Annotated in this window: 12 protein-coding genes; 5 read left to right on the top strand and 7 right to left on the bottom strand. The window is 45.8% G+C overall.

The genetic code is table 11. The annotated features are described in order from the left end of the window. Positions 1 to 49: 49 nt before the first annotated feature. Positions 50 to 469 (bottom strand): universal stress protein, encoded by a 420-nt coding sequence (locus FME95_RS07890; RefSeq protein ID WP_147713841.1) that lies wholly within the window; start codon positions 467 to 469, stop codon positions 50 to 52. Positions 470 to 839: 370 nt separating this feature from the next. On the opposite strand from FME95_RS07890, the gene FME95_RS07885 reads away from it, so the two are divergent. Further along, entirely contained in the window at positions 840 to 2756 is a 1917-nt protein-coding gene (locus FME95_RS07885) for a methyl-accepting chemotaxis protein (protein ID WP_147713840.1), read from the top strand. A 74-nt stretch (positions 2757 to 2830) separates the two neighbouring features. On the opposite strand, the gene FME95_RS07880 is transcribed toward FME95_RS07885, so the two are convergent. Beyond that, positions 2831 to 3589: an SDR family oxidoreductase gene (locus FME95_RS07880; RefSeq protein WP_147713839.1), complete on the bottom strand. Its 759-nt coding sequence runs from the start codon at positions 3587 to 3589 to the stop codon at positions 2831 to 2833. A 184-nt stretch (positions 3590 to 3773) separates the two neighbouring features. Here FME95_RS07880 and FME95_RS07875 point away from each other — a divergent pair, with 184 nt between their 5' ends. The 4 genes from FME95_RS07875 to FME95_RS07860 all read left to right on the top strand — a co-directional run bounded on the left by FME95_RS07875 (position 3774) and on the right by FME95_RS07860 (position 8909). After that, the gene (locus FME95_RS07875; RefSeq protein ID WP_147713838.1) at positions 3774 to 5171 is read left to right on the top strand and encodes an aminotransferase family protein; all 1398 of its coding nucleotides are present in this window, start codon (positions 3774 to 3776) and stop codon (positions 5169 to 5171) included. A gap of 221 nt (positions 5172 to 5392) precedes the next feature. Then, the gene (locus FME95_RS07870) at positions 5393 to 7057 is read left to right on the top strand and encodes a BspA family leucine-rich repeat surface protein (RefSeq protein WP_147713837.1); all 1665 of its coding nucleotides are present in this window, start codon (positions 5393 to 5395) and stop codon (positions 7055 to 7057) included. Between the two features lie 137 nt (positions 7058 to 7194). Beyond that, entirely contained in the window at positions 7195 to 8409 is a 1215-nt protein-coding gene (locus FME95_RS07865) for an SEL1-like repeat protein (protein ID WP_147713836.1), read from the top strand. Between the two features lie 227 nt (positions 8410 to 8636). Then, positions 8637 to 8909, top strand: a complete 273-nt coding sequence (locus tag FME95_RS07860) for a hypothetical protein (RefSeq protein WP_147713835.1) — start codon at positions 8637 to 8639, stop codon at positions 8907 to 8909. A 124-nt stretch (positions 8910 to 9033) separates the two neighbouring features. Here the strand turns inward: FME95_RS07860 and purU are convergent, their stop codons facing one another. The 5 genes from purU to FME95_RS07835 all read right to left on the bottom strand — a co-directional run bounded on the left by purU (position 9034) and on the right by FME95_RS07835 (position 15426). Then, positions 9034 to 9918, bottom strand: coding sequence for a formyltetrahydrofolate deformylase (purU, locus tag FME95_RS07855; protein WP_147713834.1), 885 nt, complete (start codon positions 9916 to 9918; stop codon positions 9034 to 9036). Positions 9919 to 10113: 195 nt separating this feature from the next. Next, positions 10114 to 11799 carry a dipeptide ABC transporter ATP-binding protein gene (locus FME95_RS07850; RefSeq protein WP_147713833.1) on the bottom strand — a complete coding sequence of 562 codons (1686 nt, stop codon included), beginning with the start codon at positions 11797 to 11799 and terminating at the stop codon, positions 10114 to 10116. A gap of 2 nt (positions 11800 to 11801) precedes the next feature. Beyond that, entirely contained in the window at positions 11802 to 12731 is a 930-nt protein-coding gene (locus tag FME95_RS07845; protein WP_147713832.1) for an ABC transporter permease, read from the bottom strand. Positions 12732 to 12734: 3 nt separating this feature from the next. Further along, positions 12735 to 13706, bottom strand: a complete 972-nt coding sequence (locus FME95_RS07840) for an ABC transporter permease (protein WP_147713831.1) — start codon at positions 13704 to 13706, stop codon at positions 12735 to 12737. 160 nt (positions 13707 to 13866) lie between these two features. Further along, positions 13867 to 15426, bottom strand: a complete 1560-nt coding sequence (locus tag FME95_RS07835) for an ABC transporter substrate-binding protein (RefSeq protein WP_222709923.1) — start codon at positions 15424 to 15426, stop codon at positions 13867 to 13869. Positions 15427 to 15781 lie beyond the last annotated feature (355 nt).

The raw sequence follows: 15781 nt of genomic DNA, 5'->3' as shown, positions 1-15781 counted from the left end.
AGATCACTCATAAGCCGTAAGGCTTTGAGTAGAGCCTCTTTGTTTACGATTAAGCAATGTTCTTTACGATACAAATATCGGCACTTGCTTGACTAGACACCTTCACTGTTGTGCTGCCTAAGGCTGGGCGACCAAGAACATTAGCGGCAGTACGGTGGCGCCCCAAAATTATTAAATCTGCCTTTACCTCAGTTGCATAACTCAGTATCTGATCGCTGGGCGCGCCTTTCTTGATGATCATTTTCAGGCTGTCTTTTTTACCATCCTGCTTATCAATATGTTCGGTGGTAAATGCCATTAGCGCTACCGAGAGCTTTTCAACCTCTTCATCACTGGCTGTTGCCGGCGTTACCATCAGTAGGTGAACTTGGCAGTGACTGTGCTGTAAATGAAAAAGAGCCATTTGTAGGATCTTCTCACTCATCTCCTTTTCAGAGATGTCCACGGGCGCAACAATGGTCTGATACATGATGACTCCTAGCCGCAAGGTGGGCGACGATACGGGTTTAGTTCAAGGTTTCAGTGTTTGAGCTATAGCATAAAGTGTAGCACATCAATTTGTATCGATTTGTTGCCGTGAGCAGTCAATATATAAGAATAGGCTAAACTTTATAGCGCACTGACCGATAATCTTTATAACAAGTTCATAATGCTGATTAAGGTCAGAGATACTTGTATCGACGAGCACCAATAACAATAAGGTCGTTGCTGCAAGAAATAAAAGAAATAGTCCAGGTAATTAAATAGTGTAAGGCGTTGTGTTCTTAAAGCGGTAAAGCCATAGTAGGCGCTTAAACGTACACTGTTCGAATGGGATGTAGGATATAAGGAATATAGCAATGAAGAAGTTGTTAGGGTTTAAAGCGGTACTGGTAATATCGATGATGGTGATTGTGTCACTATCGTTGGCGGCCACGAGTTATTTGGCGGTTCAGCAGCTTGAGAAGGTGGTTACCGAAAAAGTTATTGAGCGTATACAGACGTCTGCTGGCTATGAAATTAAAAACGTCGAAGAGTATATCTACAATGCATCCCAACCGATCGCTCAACTAGCGACACTTTACGATAAGTACCAATACCAAGAAGGTCATGAAAAAATCGTTGAAATGGCAGCCGTAACAGGCAGCGTCTCTAAAATTACGCTCGGCTTTAATGATGGTCGCTCCTATGTTTCCAAACCCTCAAAAAGCTTCCCTAACGGTGTTGGCCTACTGGAGCGGTATGATCCACGCACCCGACCGTGGTATCAATTTGGTTTGGCTCAGAGTGGTTTAGCCGTTACCGACGTATTTTTCACTAAACAGGGCGTGCCTTTAGCTGCGGCTGTTCAACCAATTAAAGATGGCGTGTTGAGCGCAGATATTCGTTTGACTAACCTGCAAGAAATTGTCGAAGGTATTGATATTCAGCCGGGAACTATCTCTTTGATCGTCGATAAAAACGGCATGATCTTGGCCTCTACTTCAGAAAACATCCTAATCCGAGACGAGTTCACGGCAGCCGAAGGTTTTGCCGATATTGCGTCAGAAGTTTTATCCAGTGAAGCAACCATTAACGAGCTAGTCATTGAAGGTCGTGAGCGTTTGGTGCTGTCATCGCAAATTAATCTACTGGGTGGTGGCTATTGGTTCTTAGTCAACGCGGTCGACAAACAAACAGCTTTAGGGCCTGTGTATGAGGCTTCTAAGTATTTGACGATGATTTGCGTTGTTATCAGTATCATTTCGTTAATGATCCTGTTGGTGGTGTTGGCGCGCATTTACCGCCCAGTTATCGCACTTAAGAATCTTATTTTAGGCTTATCCAGTGGTAACGGAGACTTAACTCAGCGTTTAGAAGTTCGTTCAAAAGACGATTTAGGCGATATTGCTCAGGGCGTGAATCGCTTTGTTGAAAACCTAAATGCCATGATGCTTGATGTTAAGGCGGTTAGCGGTGAGTTGATCAATAGCATCGGTCAGTTGCGCCATAACATGCAAAAAAACACCGAAGTGTTGAGTGAGCACCAAGAAGAAACCAATCAAATTGTGGTCGCGATGGATGAGCTCGGCTCGTCGTCAGAAATGGTCGCGCAGAGTGCGGATGAAGCGGCGCAATTTGTTGAAGACGCCAATAAGTCAGGTGAGCGTTCAAAAGAAACCATTGTTAATGCCCAGGCGAGCTTGAACCGACTGGCAGAAGAAATTAACGGTGCTACCGAGCGCGTTAATCAGATGAGCAAAGAAACAGAAGACATTGGTTCTATTTTGACGGTAATTGGTGAAATTGCTGAGCAAACCAATTTATTAGCACTGAATGCTGCGATTGAGGCTGCGCGTGCTGGTGAGCAAGGACGAGGCTTTGCGGTGGTTGCTGATGAAGTACGTGCCTTGGCAGGGCGCACCCAAGAAAGCACAGGTGAGATTGATAAATCTTTGACCCAGCTTAAACAGGGTGCAGGCTCTGTGGTTAGCTCGATTGAGAGCACTAAGCAAACCAGTGAGCAGACCATTGAAGAGGCTGAAGCAATTTCTGAAAGCCTTGAGTCGATGACTGGTTATGTCAGCAAAATTAACGACATCAGTGTGCACATCTCAACCTCTGCGAATGAGCAAAATCGAGTTGTACAGGAGATCAGCGAGAACATGAACCGCATTCACAATATGGTTGAAAACCTCACTGACAACGGCGAAAACCTACAGCAGGGTACCGAGGATATTTCTGAGCTAAATAGAAAACTCGATAATATTGTTGGACGTTTTAAGTTGGTCGAATAACGCGAGTCATTCGATCATGCATAAAAAAGCCCCGATTCGTCGGGGCTTTTTTGTTTCAGTGCTATTAGAAGCGCTTAACTCTCTTTGACGACTTTAAAGTTATCCCACGCCTGCGAGTTCGGCATTACTTCAAGGCTGTTTATGTTCAGGTGCGCAGGCTGATTGGCGATCCAATAAATAATATCGGCAATATCTTCAGGCGTGATCGCGTTAGCACCCTTATAGAGCGCATCGGCCTTTGCCTTATCGCCTTTAAAACGCACTAAACTGAATTCACTTTCCGCCATGCCCGGCTCTAGACTGGTGACTCGTACACCTTTACCTGCTAAGTCGCTACGCATGTTGTAGCTGAATTGTTTCACAAAGGCTTTGGAGGCACCGTAAACGTGACTACCAGGGTATGGCCAGTTGGCGGCAATAGACGACAGGTTGATCACTGTCGCAGGCACCTGCTGCATCAAGGTTGGTAATAGCGCATGAGTAACGTTCGTCAGGCCAGTAATGTTGGTGTCGATCATGGTGTGCCAGTCGCTCAAGCTCGCCTCGTAGCATGGGTCGGTACCTAAAGCGAGTCCTGCGTTGTTGACCAGTACGCTGACATCGCTAAATGCACTTGGCAGAGTTTTAATAGCGTCTGCAACGGCATTGCTGTCGCGCACATCAAGAGCGATGCAATGAACTTCGCATTGGCTAGAAAGTTCTGCCTTAAGCTCGTTTAAGCGCTCTTCGCGGCGACCAGTTAAAACAAGGCGCCAGCCGTGTTGGGCGAATTTTTTTGCCGTTGCTAAACCAAAACCGGCAGTGGCTCCGGTGATAAAAACGCAATTGCTCATGAACAGTCCCCTTGGTTAAAAATAACAGTAGTGCTGTGATCTTATCGAGCCTTTACTGTCACGTCACTTATTTATCCTCATTAGCTTTGTCTGGACGTAGGGATTTATAAGGCTGGCACTATGGCTAGCGTCTTTGGCAGCATAAATTGCCAAGACGTGCTAAAAGCCAATATGGAGCGATGCTATGACGCAAACAATAAGCCCTCAAACAGTTGAATTTGCCTCGGCGATTGAGAAAGATAAATCCCATGTCTGGCATCATCTGAGTCAGCACAGCGTTTACGAGAAGCAAGACCCGATGATGATTGTAAAGGGTGAAGGTTCTCGTGTTTGGGATGCCAAAGGTAACAGCTATTTAGATGCCACAGCGGGCGGAGTTTGGTGCGTTAACGTTGGCTATGGCCGCACCGAAATTGCCGAAGCCGTCAGCCGCCAGCTAGTTGAGCTTAACTTTTTTGCTGGTACCGCCGCGACAGCGCCGGGTGCAGAATTAGCTCATAAGTTGATCGAAAAAATGCCGGGCATGAGCCGAGTTTATTACGCCAGTTCTGGTTCTGAAGCCAACGAAAAGGCATTTAAAATTGTTCGTCAAATCGCACATAAAAAATACGGCGGTAAAAAGCATAAAATTTTATACCGCGAGCGAGATTATCATGGCTCCACCATTGCAGCCTTGAGTGCAACAGGCCAAGAAGAGCGCCGAGACCAGTATGGCCCATTCGTTCCAGGCTTTGCAGAATTTGGTCATTGCTGTGAATACCGCAGTCAGTTTGGCGAAGTTGAAAATTACGGCTATTTAGCGGCGCAAGAATTAGAAAAAGCCATTCTGCGTGAAGGCGCCGATACTGTTGGTGCTGTTGTATTAGAAACCATCACCGCCGGTGGTGGAGTCATTACGCCGCCAGAAGGTTACTGGCAAGAAATTCAGGCGATCTGCAAAAAGTATCAGGTGTTGCTGCATATCGATGAAGTGGTCTGTGGTTTAGGTCGAACCGGTAAATGGTTTGGTTATCAGCATTACGGCATTCAGCCAGATATTGTCACGTTAGCAAAAGGCGTTGCTTCCAGTTACGCCGCAATTTCTTGTACGGTGACAACAGAGGCCGTCTTCCAAGAGTTTATGGACGAACCGAGTGAGCGTGCCAACTACTTCCGTGATATCAGTACCTTTGGTGGCTGTACCGCAGGCCCAGCAGCGGCATTAGAAAACATCCGGATTCTGGAACAAGAAAACCTAATTGAAAACAGCGCGACGATGGGCGAATACCTTTTAACGCTGCTGCGTGAACAGCAATTGGATAGCCGAATTATCGGTGATGTTCGCGGAAAAGGATTATTGATCGGCATTGAACTGGTTAAAGACAAAGTCTCCAAAGAGCCGGTTGAAGAAAGTATCGCCATGCAAGTCGCGGGGCTATGCATGAAAAAAGGTTTAATGATTGGCCGCACTAATCGCTCTTTTGGTCGCTATAACAACACGCTCTGTTTATGCCCGATGTTGACGCTAACAAAAGACGAAGCCGATTTTATTGCCGTCACCTTGGTCGATGCAATTAACGAAGTTGCTGCGCAATTGTCTTAGTGAAATGAGGTTGATAATTTCCAATAGAATAAGCCGACGTTATGTCGGCTTTTTTGTGGCTTTCGAAAATCAATCAGATCCAACTCCGAAAAAGCCAACCTATTAGGCCTGCCATTTAAGGCTAAATTTTATCTGTGAGTGTCCTGACTAGATTATTAGTGATAACCTTTTCACTCTGTTAAATAGCGTTTTACGACTCAGTCTTATAATTTAGGTTTGCTATGAAATCCATTATCTTATTTATTTCCCTTGCCATCAGCTTTAGCGTGCATGCTGCTGAGTTTAAAGAAGGCGTGATTAACGACATAGATGGTTATGTTAATGTTCGAGAGCAACCTCAAGGCAATGCTAGAGTGGTCGGTAAGTTTTACGATTATGAGGGTAAGTTTGATTATATCCCAAGCAACACTTCCTCTTGGTGGTATATAAAGCACCGTACAATAAAAGGTTATGTCCATAAAAGTAGGATTTCGCCCTATAAAATTCAAAGCGATGCAAATAGCTGTGAATGCAGCAGTGAGTATTTTATGGGAGAAAAGTTAAAGCCTGCTTTTTCTAAAAAAGTAGGCAATACGGATTTATCTGCTTGCGGTTCAGTTCACCAAAGCGATGGCAAAAATAAAGTGCTGTTAGATACATTCGCCTTGCAAAACTGCAGTACAGGCGAATTGTTGATGGATGCACAAGGGTATTACATTTACCATTTTATGGAATATACGAACGACGGCGTTGTCATTCAAGAATCCCCTATATTACCTATCGGAAAAGGCTGGCGAGAACAAAGGTATCCACTTATTGAAAGACGAGGGCGAGAAGTTAACGGTGTTTTCACCTTATCAGATCCGCATTTTTTACTACCTGAGCAACAAGTCACCGCTGAAGAAATTGCCTCGATAAAAGCCAGTGTATTAACCCCTATGCCAAATATTGGTGAGCATCAACTTTATGATCTTATCGAGCGACTCTTTGTTTGTACTTTATTAGGTGATGACGAATGTCACCAACTATTAAAGGGGCTGCGTGATTACTATTCTATGGATGGTGGGATGGCTGAATATCATTGGGGGTTTTTAAGGTTATTAAATTTATATGATGCTGAGCGCTTACATGACGATGATGATTCAACCACTCTTATTGGTCAAAAACGCATTGCACTCTACAACCTAGTCGCCGACTATCATAAAGCTTATCAAGTAAACCCTAATGCCACTGAAGTAATACAGATGGCAGATAACATTAAAAATGCCGATGTCAGCGGTATTACAGACTTATCAAATCTCTTCAATGGTATGACAACATTTAATCTTGATATATCTTCATGGGATACCAGTAGTGTTAATACCATGTACAAAATGTTTTACGGTGCGAAGTCATTTAATCAAGATATTGGGCAGTGGGATACTAGTCGCGTTATCAACATGGCTGAAACCTTTTCGCATGCCGAATCATTTAACCAAGACATTGGCAATTGGGATGTTAGCCATGTCAAAAATATGTCCTTCATGTTTAATCAAGCCTTTGTTTTCGATCAGAATTTAAATAAATGGAACACAGGTAAAGTGACAAACATGAGAGGTATGTTTACCCACACACATAAATTTAATGGAGACATTAGCACTTGGGATGTTAGCCAAGTGACAAATATGCGTGAGATGTTTTTAGTGAGTAGTTTATTTAATAGTGACATTAATACTTGGGACGTTAGCCAAGTAACAACCATGCGTCAGATGTTTACCTACGCAAGTGCTTTTAATAGCGACATTAGTAACTGGAAAACCAGTAATGTCAGAGACATGTATGATATGTTCGATGAAGCATCTTCCTTCAATCAAGATATCAGTGCTTGGGATATGAGTTCTGTGAAATCGGGCTATGAGCCTCATTAGCTAAATCAAAGGGTTGATAAAAAAAAGGATAATACCCCTTTGATGAAAATGTGCCCTCTCGAACTAATTTGATTGGTAATAATTGAATTTAACTTTATAGGGAAAATACGTAGTGGATACAGAGGTACGGACACTAAATGACAATCGTTAAAAAAATGACCATCTCCGTTGTTACCATCGCCTTGGTGGGCTTTTTAGGTGTGTTTGGTTATGAACTCTATTTGAGGATACCAACAGACACAGAGTTACAAATAGCTGAAGGGCCAAATAAGGCGATTGTCAACTTGATCGCCCTTGCCGAAGAAGGTGTCCCCATTAATGATGACCCTTATGCGGCCAGTACCTATCGACCCGGAGACCCTTTGTATGAAGCTGTCGCCTATATACAGGTAAAGCGCTGGTCGGTTGCTGAGGAAAAGCTCAAAGTATTGGCAGATCAAGGCAATGCCGATGCTATGTTTTGGTTAGGACAAATCAACTATAGTGGTGCTTTGACAGGATTAGTTGGAGCGGGCTGGTTTGTGCGAGCTGCAAAACTTGGTAACCCCTATGCGGCCATGATGCTGGATGAAAATAATTACGAATGCCAAGAAAATATGGCTTATTACTGTGATAAAAAATGGGGCGAATTGGGTCGAAAAATATTAATTGAGCGTGCCGCGCAAGGGGATGCCAAAGCCGGTTACGCCCTGTTTTTAGATCAGAAATATCTTTACAAGGAACGCAACCTATTCTTCGACAAAGGCTACGAAGTTAAGGAAGACGACCCTTTTCAGATATTATTGAAGGCTGCCAACGATGGAATAAAACAGCATTATTATCGGCCTTTACTTAAGCTAGCCACATTATACCGAAACCGAACTTCTATAGAGCTTTTCAATATGGATAAAGTCCCTTTATCACCACTTGAAGAGGCAAATTTATTCAAGGTGGTTGAAATTGCGGCCAACAATAACGATGCCAGAGCCATGTTATGGGTCAATTACGATGCAGAGCGTTACCCTGAAGGGTACCCCGAAGCCACCATGGAGCGATTGATTCCTTTTTCAGACAGTAGAAAAGTTTTAACCATATATGAATACTACAGTAAAAAAGCTCGTGAAGATCGACGCTATGCAGTACAAGGTATGGCTCGAGCCATTGCCTATGACAACACGTCTTTAAGCTCCAGATCTTACCAAGGAATTTTTGACCAGTTCTACCTTGAAGACAATGGTTTAGACCCTATCTCTGAAGCCGAGCTGGCCCAAGCAAAAGAACTTGCAAAGGAATACACCTTACAGCAAAGCCAACCTATCATTTACATTGATGAAAACGTCCCCTCTCTTTTTACTTTGACAGATAACGATTGAATATAGTGTCAGATTAGATCGGAACTAATACAGATTAACCAACATAACTAAACGATGGCAGCAGGCTCTAACATTAAGCACTATATCGAGAGTCGTTCCCGCAGTTAAAACCAACACAATACCAGCACTTCGCGGCGTTAATTTTTAGCGCCGTACTATGGTCTTACTTTGCTAGATCAGCCGCGCCAAACAACTACCTCGGAATATTATTCCTTTGTATAGTTGGTATGTTGATTTATAAATTTCCTAAAACAATCGCAATGTTAAAAATTCTAATATTTTATTTGCCGGTTGATGGAGCATTAAGACAAATTGGCAAGGCCGTAATCGAATCTCTTTGCCAAGCAGGTATTGTAGAAACCTCCATGTTTGCTGATTGCATATCTGAACTGATTTATACAAGAACAGATGCAGGAAAAAAACGCCTACTACAGGCTAAAATGAGATCATTTTCTTCTGCATTTAAAGAACAAGTAGCGCGCCATGATAGGTGGCAATAACGTTCAAAAGGCCTGATAAATTAAAAGTAAACTTAATAAAATCAGTAAAAAGGGTCAGAGTGTTTGATTAGAAGCCGACGTTATGTCGGCTTTTTTATGGCTATCAGATTTATAGCTTTAAGAATCAACCAATCGAAGTTGCAGAGTAACTGCCTGGTGATGGCGGGAAGACGATGGTTTTGTCACCATTCATAAAGACGCGGTGATTAACGTGAGCGTGAATGGCACGAGCCAGTACGGAAGACTCTACTTCTTGGCCGAGGCTGACGTAATCGGCTGGTGATTGCGCATGGGTTACACGTGTTGTGTCCTGCTCAATAATCGGGCCTTCGTCGAGATCGGCAGTAACGTAATGCGAGGTCGCGCCAATTAATTTCACGCCTTTTTTAAAGGCTTGCATGTATGGGTTTGCGCCTTTAAACGAAGGTAAAAACGAGTGGTGAATATTGATGATGCGGCCAGACATTTTTTGGCATAAAACGTCAGACAGAATTTGCATATAGCGCGCCAGCACAATCAGTTCAGCACCGCTTTCTTCAACGATGTTTAACAGCTGCGCTTCGGCTTCGGCTTTGTTTTCTGGCGTGACTTTAACATGGTGATACGGAATATCGTTGTTGACCACTAACTTTTGGTAATCCATATGGTTCGAAACCACGCCGACAATCTCGATCGGTAAGGTACCAATACGGCTGCGATACAGTAGGTCATTTAAGCAATGGCCGTAACGCGACACCATAATCAAAACTTTCATCTTTTCATCTTCTGGACGAATGGCCCACTGCATCGAAAATTCATTGGCGATTGCCGTGAACCCCTGTTGCAGTTGTTCAAGGCTTGCGCCCTCTTCGCTCTCAAGGCTAATACGAGTAAAGAAGTGTCGCGTGTCTGGGTCGTCAAACTGAGCACTGTCTGCGATTGAACAGCCTTTTTCAGCTAAGAATCCAGAGATGGCTGCTACGATGCCACGACGGGCAGGACAAGAGACGGTCAAACAAAATTTAGACATTGAGATTTCCATAAAACGTAAGGGCCTAGCAAACAGGATTATAACGAGCCAAGCCCGATAGGTTACAACATTTGTTAATAAAAAATAGGCTGCAATCCGAAGCCATCAACAGTAAAAGACATAAACTGAGCTGAGCCAGCTTATGTCTTTAGTGGCGCGAAGCTTGGCGATGTAACGCAAAGCTCACTCAGCCCTTTAACCTGCAACGACTGCGTCGAATTTAGGCATATAGGAAAGCAGCTCTTCAGTGTACCGATGTTGCGGGTGATTAAACAACTCTTCTGTTGCCTGCTGTTCAACCATGATGCCATTTTGCATGACGCCGACCTGATCGCACATTTGCCGTATAACGGGCAAGTCGTGGCTGATAAACAGCATCGTTAAATTCAAATGCTGTTGCAGGTCTTTTAGGATGTTCAGTATCTGCGCCTGTATCGAAACATCCAGCGCCGAGGTTGGCTCGTCACATATTAAAAGCCGAGGTTGGGTTGCTAGCGCACGGGCGATAGAAATGCGTTGGCGTTGGCCGCCGGAAAATTCGTGCGGGTATTTTTTGCCAGCGTCATGGCCCAAACCGACCTGATCCAGCAATTCGTCAACGCGGTGTTGCAAAGCTTTACCGGTTAGCAGTTTATGGTGCTTGGCCGGTTCAGCGATAATGGCGTCTATGCGCATGCGTGGGTTTAACGAGGAATAGGGGTCCTGAAAAATCATCTGGATTTGTCGGCGGTACTGCGCCACCTGCTCAGAGCTATCGAATGCGCTTTGGCCAGCAAAGCGAATGCTGCCTGCATTGGCTTTATAAAGGCCAGCAATGACGCGAGCGATGGTTGATTTGCCGGAACCACTTTCACCGACAATACCAAAGACTTGTCCCTGCTCGATAGAAAAGCTGACGTTATCGACGGCCTTTAAGTAGCGCCTTTTGGATGGCAATAACGACGCATGAGTTAAAAATTCTTTGCTGACACCGCTCACCTCAAGCAAGGGTTGCTCGATATTCAGTTGCGATTTTTGCCAGTGCTTTGCCAGTTGCTCAACATTAAAATCAGCGACCTGCTTTTGGTAATTCACCAATGGAAAACGATGCAGCTTTTTATCCGGTCTTGGTACCGCTGAAATTAAGCTTTGAGTATAGGCGTGACTCGGCTGGCGCAATAGTTGTTGCGTCGCCCCGCTTTCAATCACTTGGCCTTGATACATGACACTGACGACATCGGTGGTTTCGGCAATGACGCCCATGTCGTGAGTGACCAAAATAACGCCAACCTGTTTTTCTTTCACCAACTCTTTAATGAGTTGCAGAATCTGCGCCTGAACCGAAACATCCAACGCGGTGGTTGGTTCGTCGGCGATAATCACATCCGGTTCAGAACAGAGCGCTAATGCAATAACAATGCGTTGCCGCATGCCGCCAGAAAACTGATGTGGGTATTGCGTAAGGCGCGTTTCAGGGTCAGGGATTCGCACTTGCTTGAGCAAATCGAGCGCGCGTAAATGGGCTTCGCGTTCGGACAGGTGCAGATGACAGCGGATGGTTTCAACCAGCTGGTCGCCTACCGTTAGCAAGGGGTTGAGCGAGGTTAGCGGGTCTTGAAAAATCATGCTGATTTTTTGGCCGCGCAGCTCGCGCATGGCATCGCTGTTGAGGCCCGATATGGTTTCTCCATTCAGCGAAATGGTGCCGCTTTTTATGTAGCCGGGCTTGTCGAGCAAACCCATAATCGCCGCGCCGACAGTCGATTTACCAGCACCGGATTCGCCGACTAAACCATGAATTTGGCCCGCTTCTACTTTTAGGCTGGCATTGTTGACGGCAATAAATTCCTGCTCTCGATGAGGGAAGGCAACGGTTAAATTTTCAATATCTAACAGAGACATGCTTACCTCAGCTTAGGGTTGAGGGCGTCGCGTAACCAGTCGCCCAATAGATTAACAGACAGTGCCAGTGCTAAAAGCGTTAAGGCTGGGAATAATAAAATCCACCATTCACCTGAAAACATAAAGCCTTGGCCAATACGGATCAGCGTACCGAGGCTTGGCTGCGTTGGTGGTGCGCCAACGCCTAAAAAGCTCAGCGTCGCTTCAGCGATAATCGCCAGCGCCAGCGAGATAGTGGCAATAACAAATACAGGACTAAGTACATTTGGCAAAATATGGCGCAACATAATGGTGATTGAAGGCTGGCCGATAAGCTGCGCAGCGAGCACATACTCGCGCTGCTTTTCTACCATGGCAGCACCGCGCACAACGCGGGCAAATTGCACCCAATCGGAAAGGCCAATGGCAATAATCAACACCCATATTGCCATCTGGTCGCGGTATTCAACTGGCGTGACACCTTTGGCGATACCAAAGATCAACATGGCGACTAAAATAGAAGGAAAGGTTAATTGCACATCGGCAATACGCATAATGACCGTGTCGACCCAGCCACCTAAATAGCCAGCCAACAAGCCTAATGAAATGCCTAAAACCATGGCAAAGGTAACGGCGGCAAAACCAACAAACAAAGAAATTCGCATGCCATAAAGGATGGTCGAAAGCACATCACGGCCTTGATCGTCGGTACCTAACAAGAAGGACTCGCCGGTAAAATCATTGGCAGTGAGGGGCGCGGTAAAGCCGTTCATCAAATCCAAGCCAGCCGGATCGTAAGGGTTTACAGGCGCCAGCCATGGTGCAAATAAGGCACTGAAAATAAGAATAAACACCACCAACAGCGACAGCATTGCCACAGGCGAATGGCGAAACGCCCAGCTAAGATCACTTTGCCACAGGCGATGTAAACGAGAAGAAATAAGACTAGGCATCGGTTATAGGCCTCCGGTGCGTAAGCGCGGATCAATGAAAACATAGAGCAGGTCGACGATCAGATTGATGGCAACAAACATGACGGATATCAGCATCAAGTAAGCGGCCATGACTGGAATATCGACAAATTGGATAGCGTTGATAAACAACAGCCCCAAGCCCGGCCATTGAAAGACCGACTCGGTAATAATGGCAAACGCAATAATGGAACCCAGCTGCAAGCCGGTGACGGTAATAACCGGCACCAGAGTATTTTTTAACGCATGACGAAAGTTGACGACTCGTTCACTTAAGCCGCGCGCACGGGCAAAACGAATATAGTCTTGGCGTAACACTTCGAGCATCTCAGAGCGAACTAAACGCATGATCAGCGTCATCTGATAAAGCCCTAAGGTTATCGAAGGTAGAATCAAAGCCATTAAGCCGCTTTTGGTCAAAAAGCCGGTGCTCCAAGCGCCCAGCTGTACGGTTTCTCCTCGGCCAAAACTTGGCAGCCAGCCTAATGCCACACTGAAGGTGTAGATCAGCAGAATGCCAATTAAAAAGGTCGGCAGGCTAACGCCAATCAGCGAGGCGGCCATAACAATATGAGAGCTAGCGCCGTGACGCCGAATGGCGGTAAATACGCCCAAGGCGATGCCGATTGAAATGGCAAAAAATGCGCTGACCGCAGCAAGCTCAAGCGTTGCTGGTGCGCGTTCGGCAATAATTTGCGCTACCGGTCGGCCTTGGCGATAACTGACGCCAAAGTCACCTTGAATCGCCTGTTTTAAAAAGCTGAGGTATTGCACAACAAAGGGTTGGTCGAGTCCTAACTCAGTGCGCAGCCGAGCGATATCCTGTTCGGTGCGTTCTTGTCCGAGCATATTGTCGATCGGATCGCCAATAAAGCGAAACATAGAAAAGGCGACCAGGCCAACGACTAATAGAACCAGACAGGACTGTGCGATTCGCTTAACAATGTAGTTAATCACCGTGCTTCTCCGGGCGACATTGAAAATAGATTGGGTGTGTATGGTATCAATAAAAAACAACCTCTGTTGCCAATGAGCAGCAAGCCCACAACAGAGGTTTTAACGAATCAGTGAATTTATAAATGGCAGTGTTGGTGGCTGCCTTACTGTCACTGAGTGCTTAGTTTACTGAGGCCCAACGCAAAATAAAGAAGTTGTCTGGACGCTGCACCAAGCTTACGTCTGCGCCAGTACCCCAGACTAACGGCTGAATGTACAGCGGCACATAAGCCTGTTCGCTTTGATAAAGCTCGGTGACTTCATCAATCATGGCCTGACGTTTTGAGTCGTCAATTTCTGATTGAATCATCGGCAACAGTTCATCGATACGGCTGTTGGAGTAATCACCAAAGTTCCATGAGCCGAGTTTTTTCTCAGCATTGGGTGTTGAGGCTAAAAAGCGAATTGGGTGCTCGTGGTCGAACGTACCTGGCGACCAGCCGAGTAAGTACATATCGAAGTTATCTTCGCGCAATTCTGGCCAGTAGTTACGAACAGGCATGGCGTCGAGCTCTGCGTTAATACCAACTTTGGCAAGCATTGAGGTCACCGCTTGGCAAACGGCCTCGTCATTGAGATAGCGGTCGTTCGGGCATTTTAGGCCAAATGAGAAACCATCCGCGTAGCCAGCTTCGGCCAATAGAGCTTTCGCTTTGGCGACATCAAATTCAGGGCGAGCGCTGTGCTCAGTTGAGTAACCACGCATCGCAGGGCTGACTAACTGGCTCGCAGGTTCTGCATTACCACGCATAATAGTACGCAGAATCGCCGGTACGTTAATCGCGTGTGCAACCGCTTGGCGCACTTTAGGTTCCAAGAATGGATTCGGCTCACCCTTGTTGGCACCGTACTTTAATGTGTCTGCGCCTTGAGCAAAGCCAAGCATAATAACGCGAGCTTCAATGCCTTTAATCACACGAACATTGGCATTGCCTTCTAAGCGAGCGGCATCTTGAATCGGTACCGGGTTGATCATATCAACATCGCCAGACAGCAAAGCGGCAACGGCTGTTGCTGGGTTTTGAATTGGCGTAAAGGTGGCCTCAGTAATATTGCCAGTTTCGCCTCCCCACCAACTATTAAAACGCACTAGGGTGGTTTCTAAACCCGGCTGGCGGTTTTTTAGCATGTAAGCGCCAGTGCCATTAGTTTGTAGCGTTGCGGCATTGCCTGCGTCTTTATTTGGCAGTTCAGCTCCGACTTCTTTTGCCCAGTCAGAATCCATAATCATCCAGTTAGCAATGCTGTCTGGGAAAATAGGGTTTGGCGCACTGGTATAAAAATCGACCGTGTAGTCGTCGACTTTTTTGACTGACTCAATAGGTGCAAACCAGCCTTTCACATCGGCAGGTTCTGAGCTGGCACGTTGATAAGAGAACACGACATCGTCGGCGTTAAATTCGGCACCGTTATGGAAGCTGACATCTTGACGTAAATGGAAGCGCCAGCCTTCGCCATTACCAATCGGCTCCCAAGCGGTTGCTAAAGAAGGTTCAATAGACATATCAGGACCGCGACGAACGAGGCCTTCATAGATGTTATTCAGGAAGCCAAGAACCGGCGCAGAGTTAACGGCGTGAGGGTCCATGGTTTGAGGGTCGGTAGTGCCGGCCCATTTAAAAGTGGTGGCTTGGGCGCTAACACCAAGCGCTAGCATTAAGCTGTAGGTTAGGATTCTCAAAGTATTCCCCTTTCGTGCTGCTGGTTGGCTGAGGCGGCGTTGCGATGCGGTCGATCGACTCGTGGCTTGTAAGCACAATTAATCGCTGCGCAACAATAATCGTAACAACAATAGAGTGGCGAGGCTGAAATAAGTTCCTGCGCCATTCAAGGCCGTAACGTCTTTCTATGAGGGCCATTGTTATGATTCCAAGGGCGCGCAAAGTACAGGACGTCAGTTTTGTTTGTTGATTCATAAAATCTAGCCGAACGGAGCGCTTTTATGGACTGATAGATAGGCTGAATTAAGGCGTTTAGTATGTTAAACGCCTAGTGTCGGCTCGGCAGACGGTATGTTAACGGCTGCCGCTCTTATA

The organism is Reinekea thalattae (genome assembly GCF_008041945.1).
Classification (GTDB): Bacteria; Pseudomonadota; Gammaproteobacteria; order Pseudomonadales; family Natronospirillaceae; genus Reinekea; species Reinekea thalattae.
Note: the sequence above shows the minus strand (reverse complement) of the source record. Positions and strands in the feature narration are given on the sequence as shown.

Excerpts from the sequence above, each read along its gene's own strand:
- FME95_RS07870 (WP_147713837.1), top strand. The coding sequence starts at position 5,393 with ATGAAATCCATTATCTTATTTATTTCCCTTGCCATCAGCTTTAGCGTG.
- FME95_RS07880 (WP_147713839.1), bottom strand. The coding sequence starts at position 3,589 with ATGAGCAATTGCGTTTTTATCACCGGAGCCACTGCCGGTTTTGGTTTA.
- FME95_RS07875 (WP_147713838.1), top strand. The coding sequence starts at position 3,774 with ATGACGCAAACAATAAGCCCTCAAACAGTTGAATTTGCCTCGGCGATT.
- FME95_RS07865 (WP_147713836.1), top strand. The coding sequence starts at position 7,195 with ATGACAATCGTTAAAAAAATGACCATCTCCGTTGTTACCATCGCCTTG.
- FME95_RS07890 (WP_147713841.1), bottom strand. The coding sequence starts at position 469 with ATGTATCAGACCATTGTTGCGCCCGTGGACATCTCTGAAAAGGAGATG.
- purU (WP_147713834.1), bottom strand. The coding sequence starts at position 9,918 with ATGTCTAAATTTTGTTTGACCGTCTCTTGTCCTGCCCGTCGTGGCATC.
- FME95_RS07845 (WP_147713832.1), bottom strand. The coding sequence starts at position 12,731 with ATGCCTAGTCTTATTTCTTCTCGTTTACATCGCCTGTGGCAAAGTGAT.
- FME95_RS07850 (WP_147713833.1), bottom strand. The coding sequence starts at position 11,799 with ATGTCTCTGTTAGATATTGAAAATTTAACCGTTGCCTTCCCTCATCGA.
- FME95_RS07885 (WP_147713840.1), top strand. The coding sequence starts at position 840 with ATGAAGAAGTTGTTAGGGTTTAAAGCGGTACTGGTAATATCGATGATG.
- FME95_RS07860 (WP_147713835.1), top strand. The coding sequence starts at position 8,637 with ATGTTGATTTATAAATTTCCTAAAACAATCGCAATGTTAAAAATTCTA.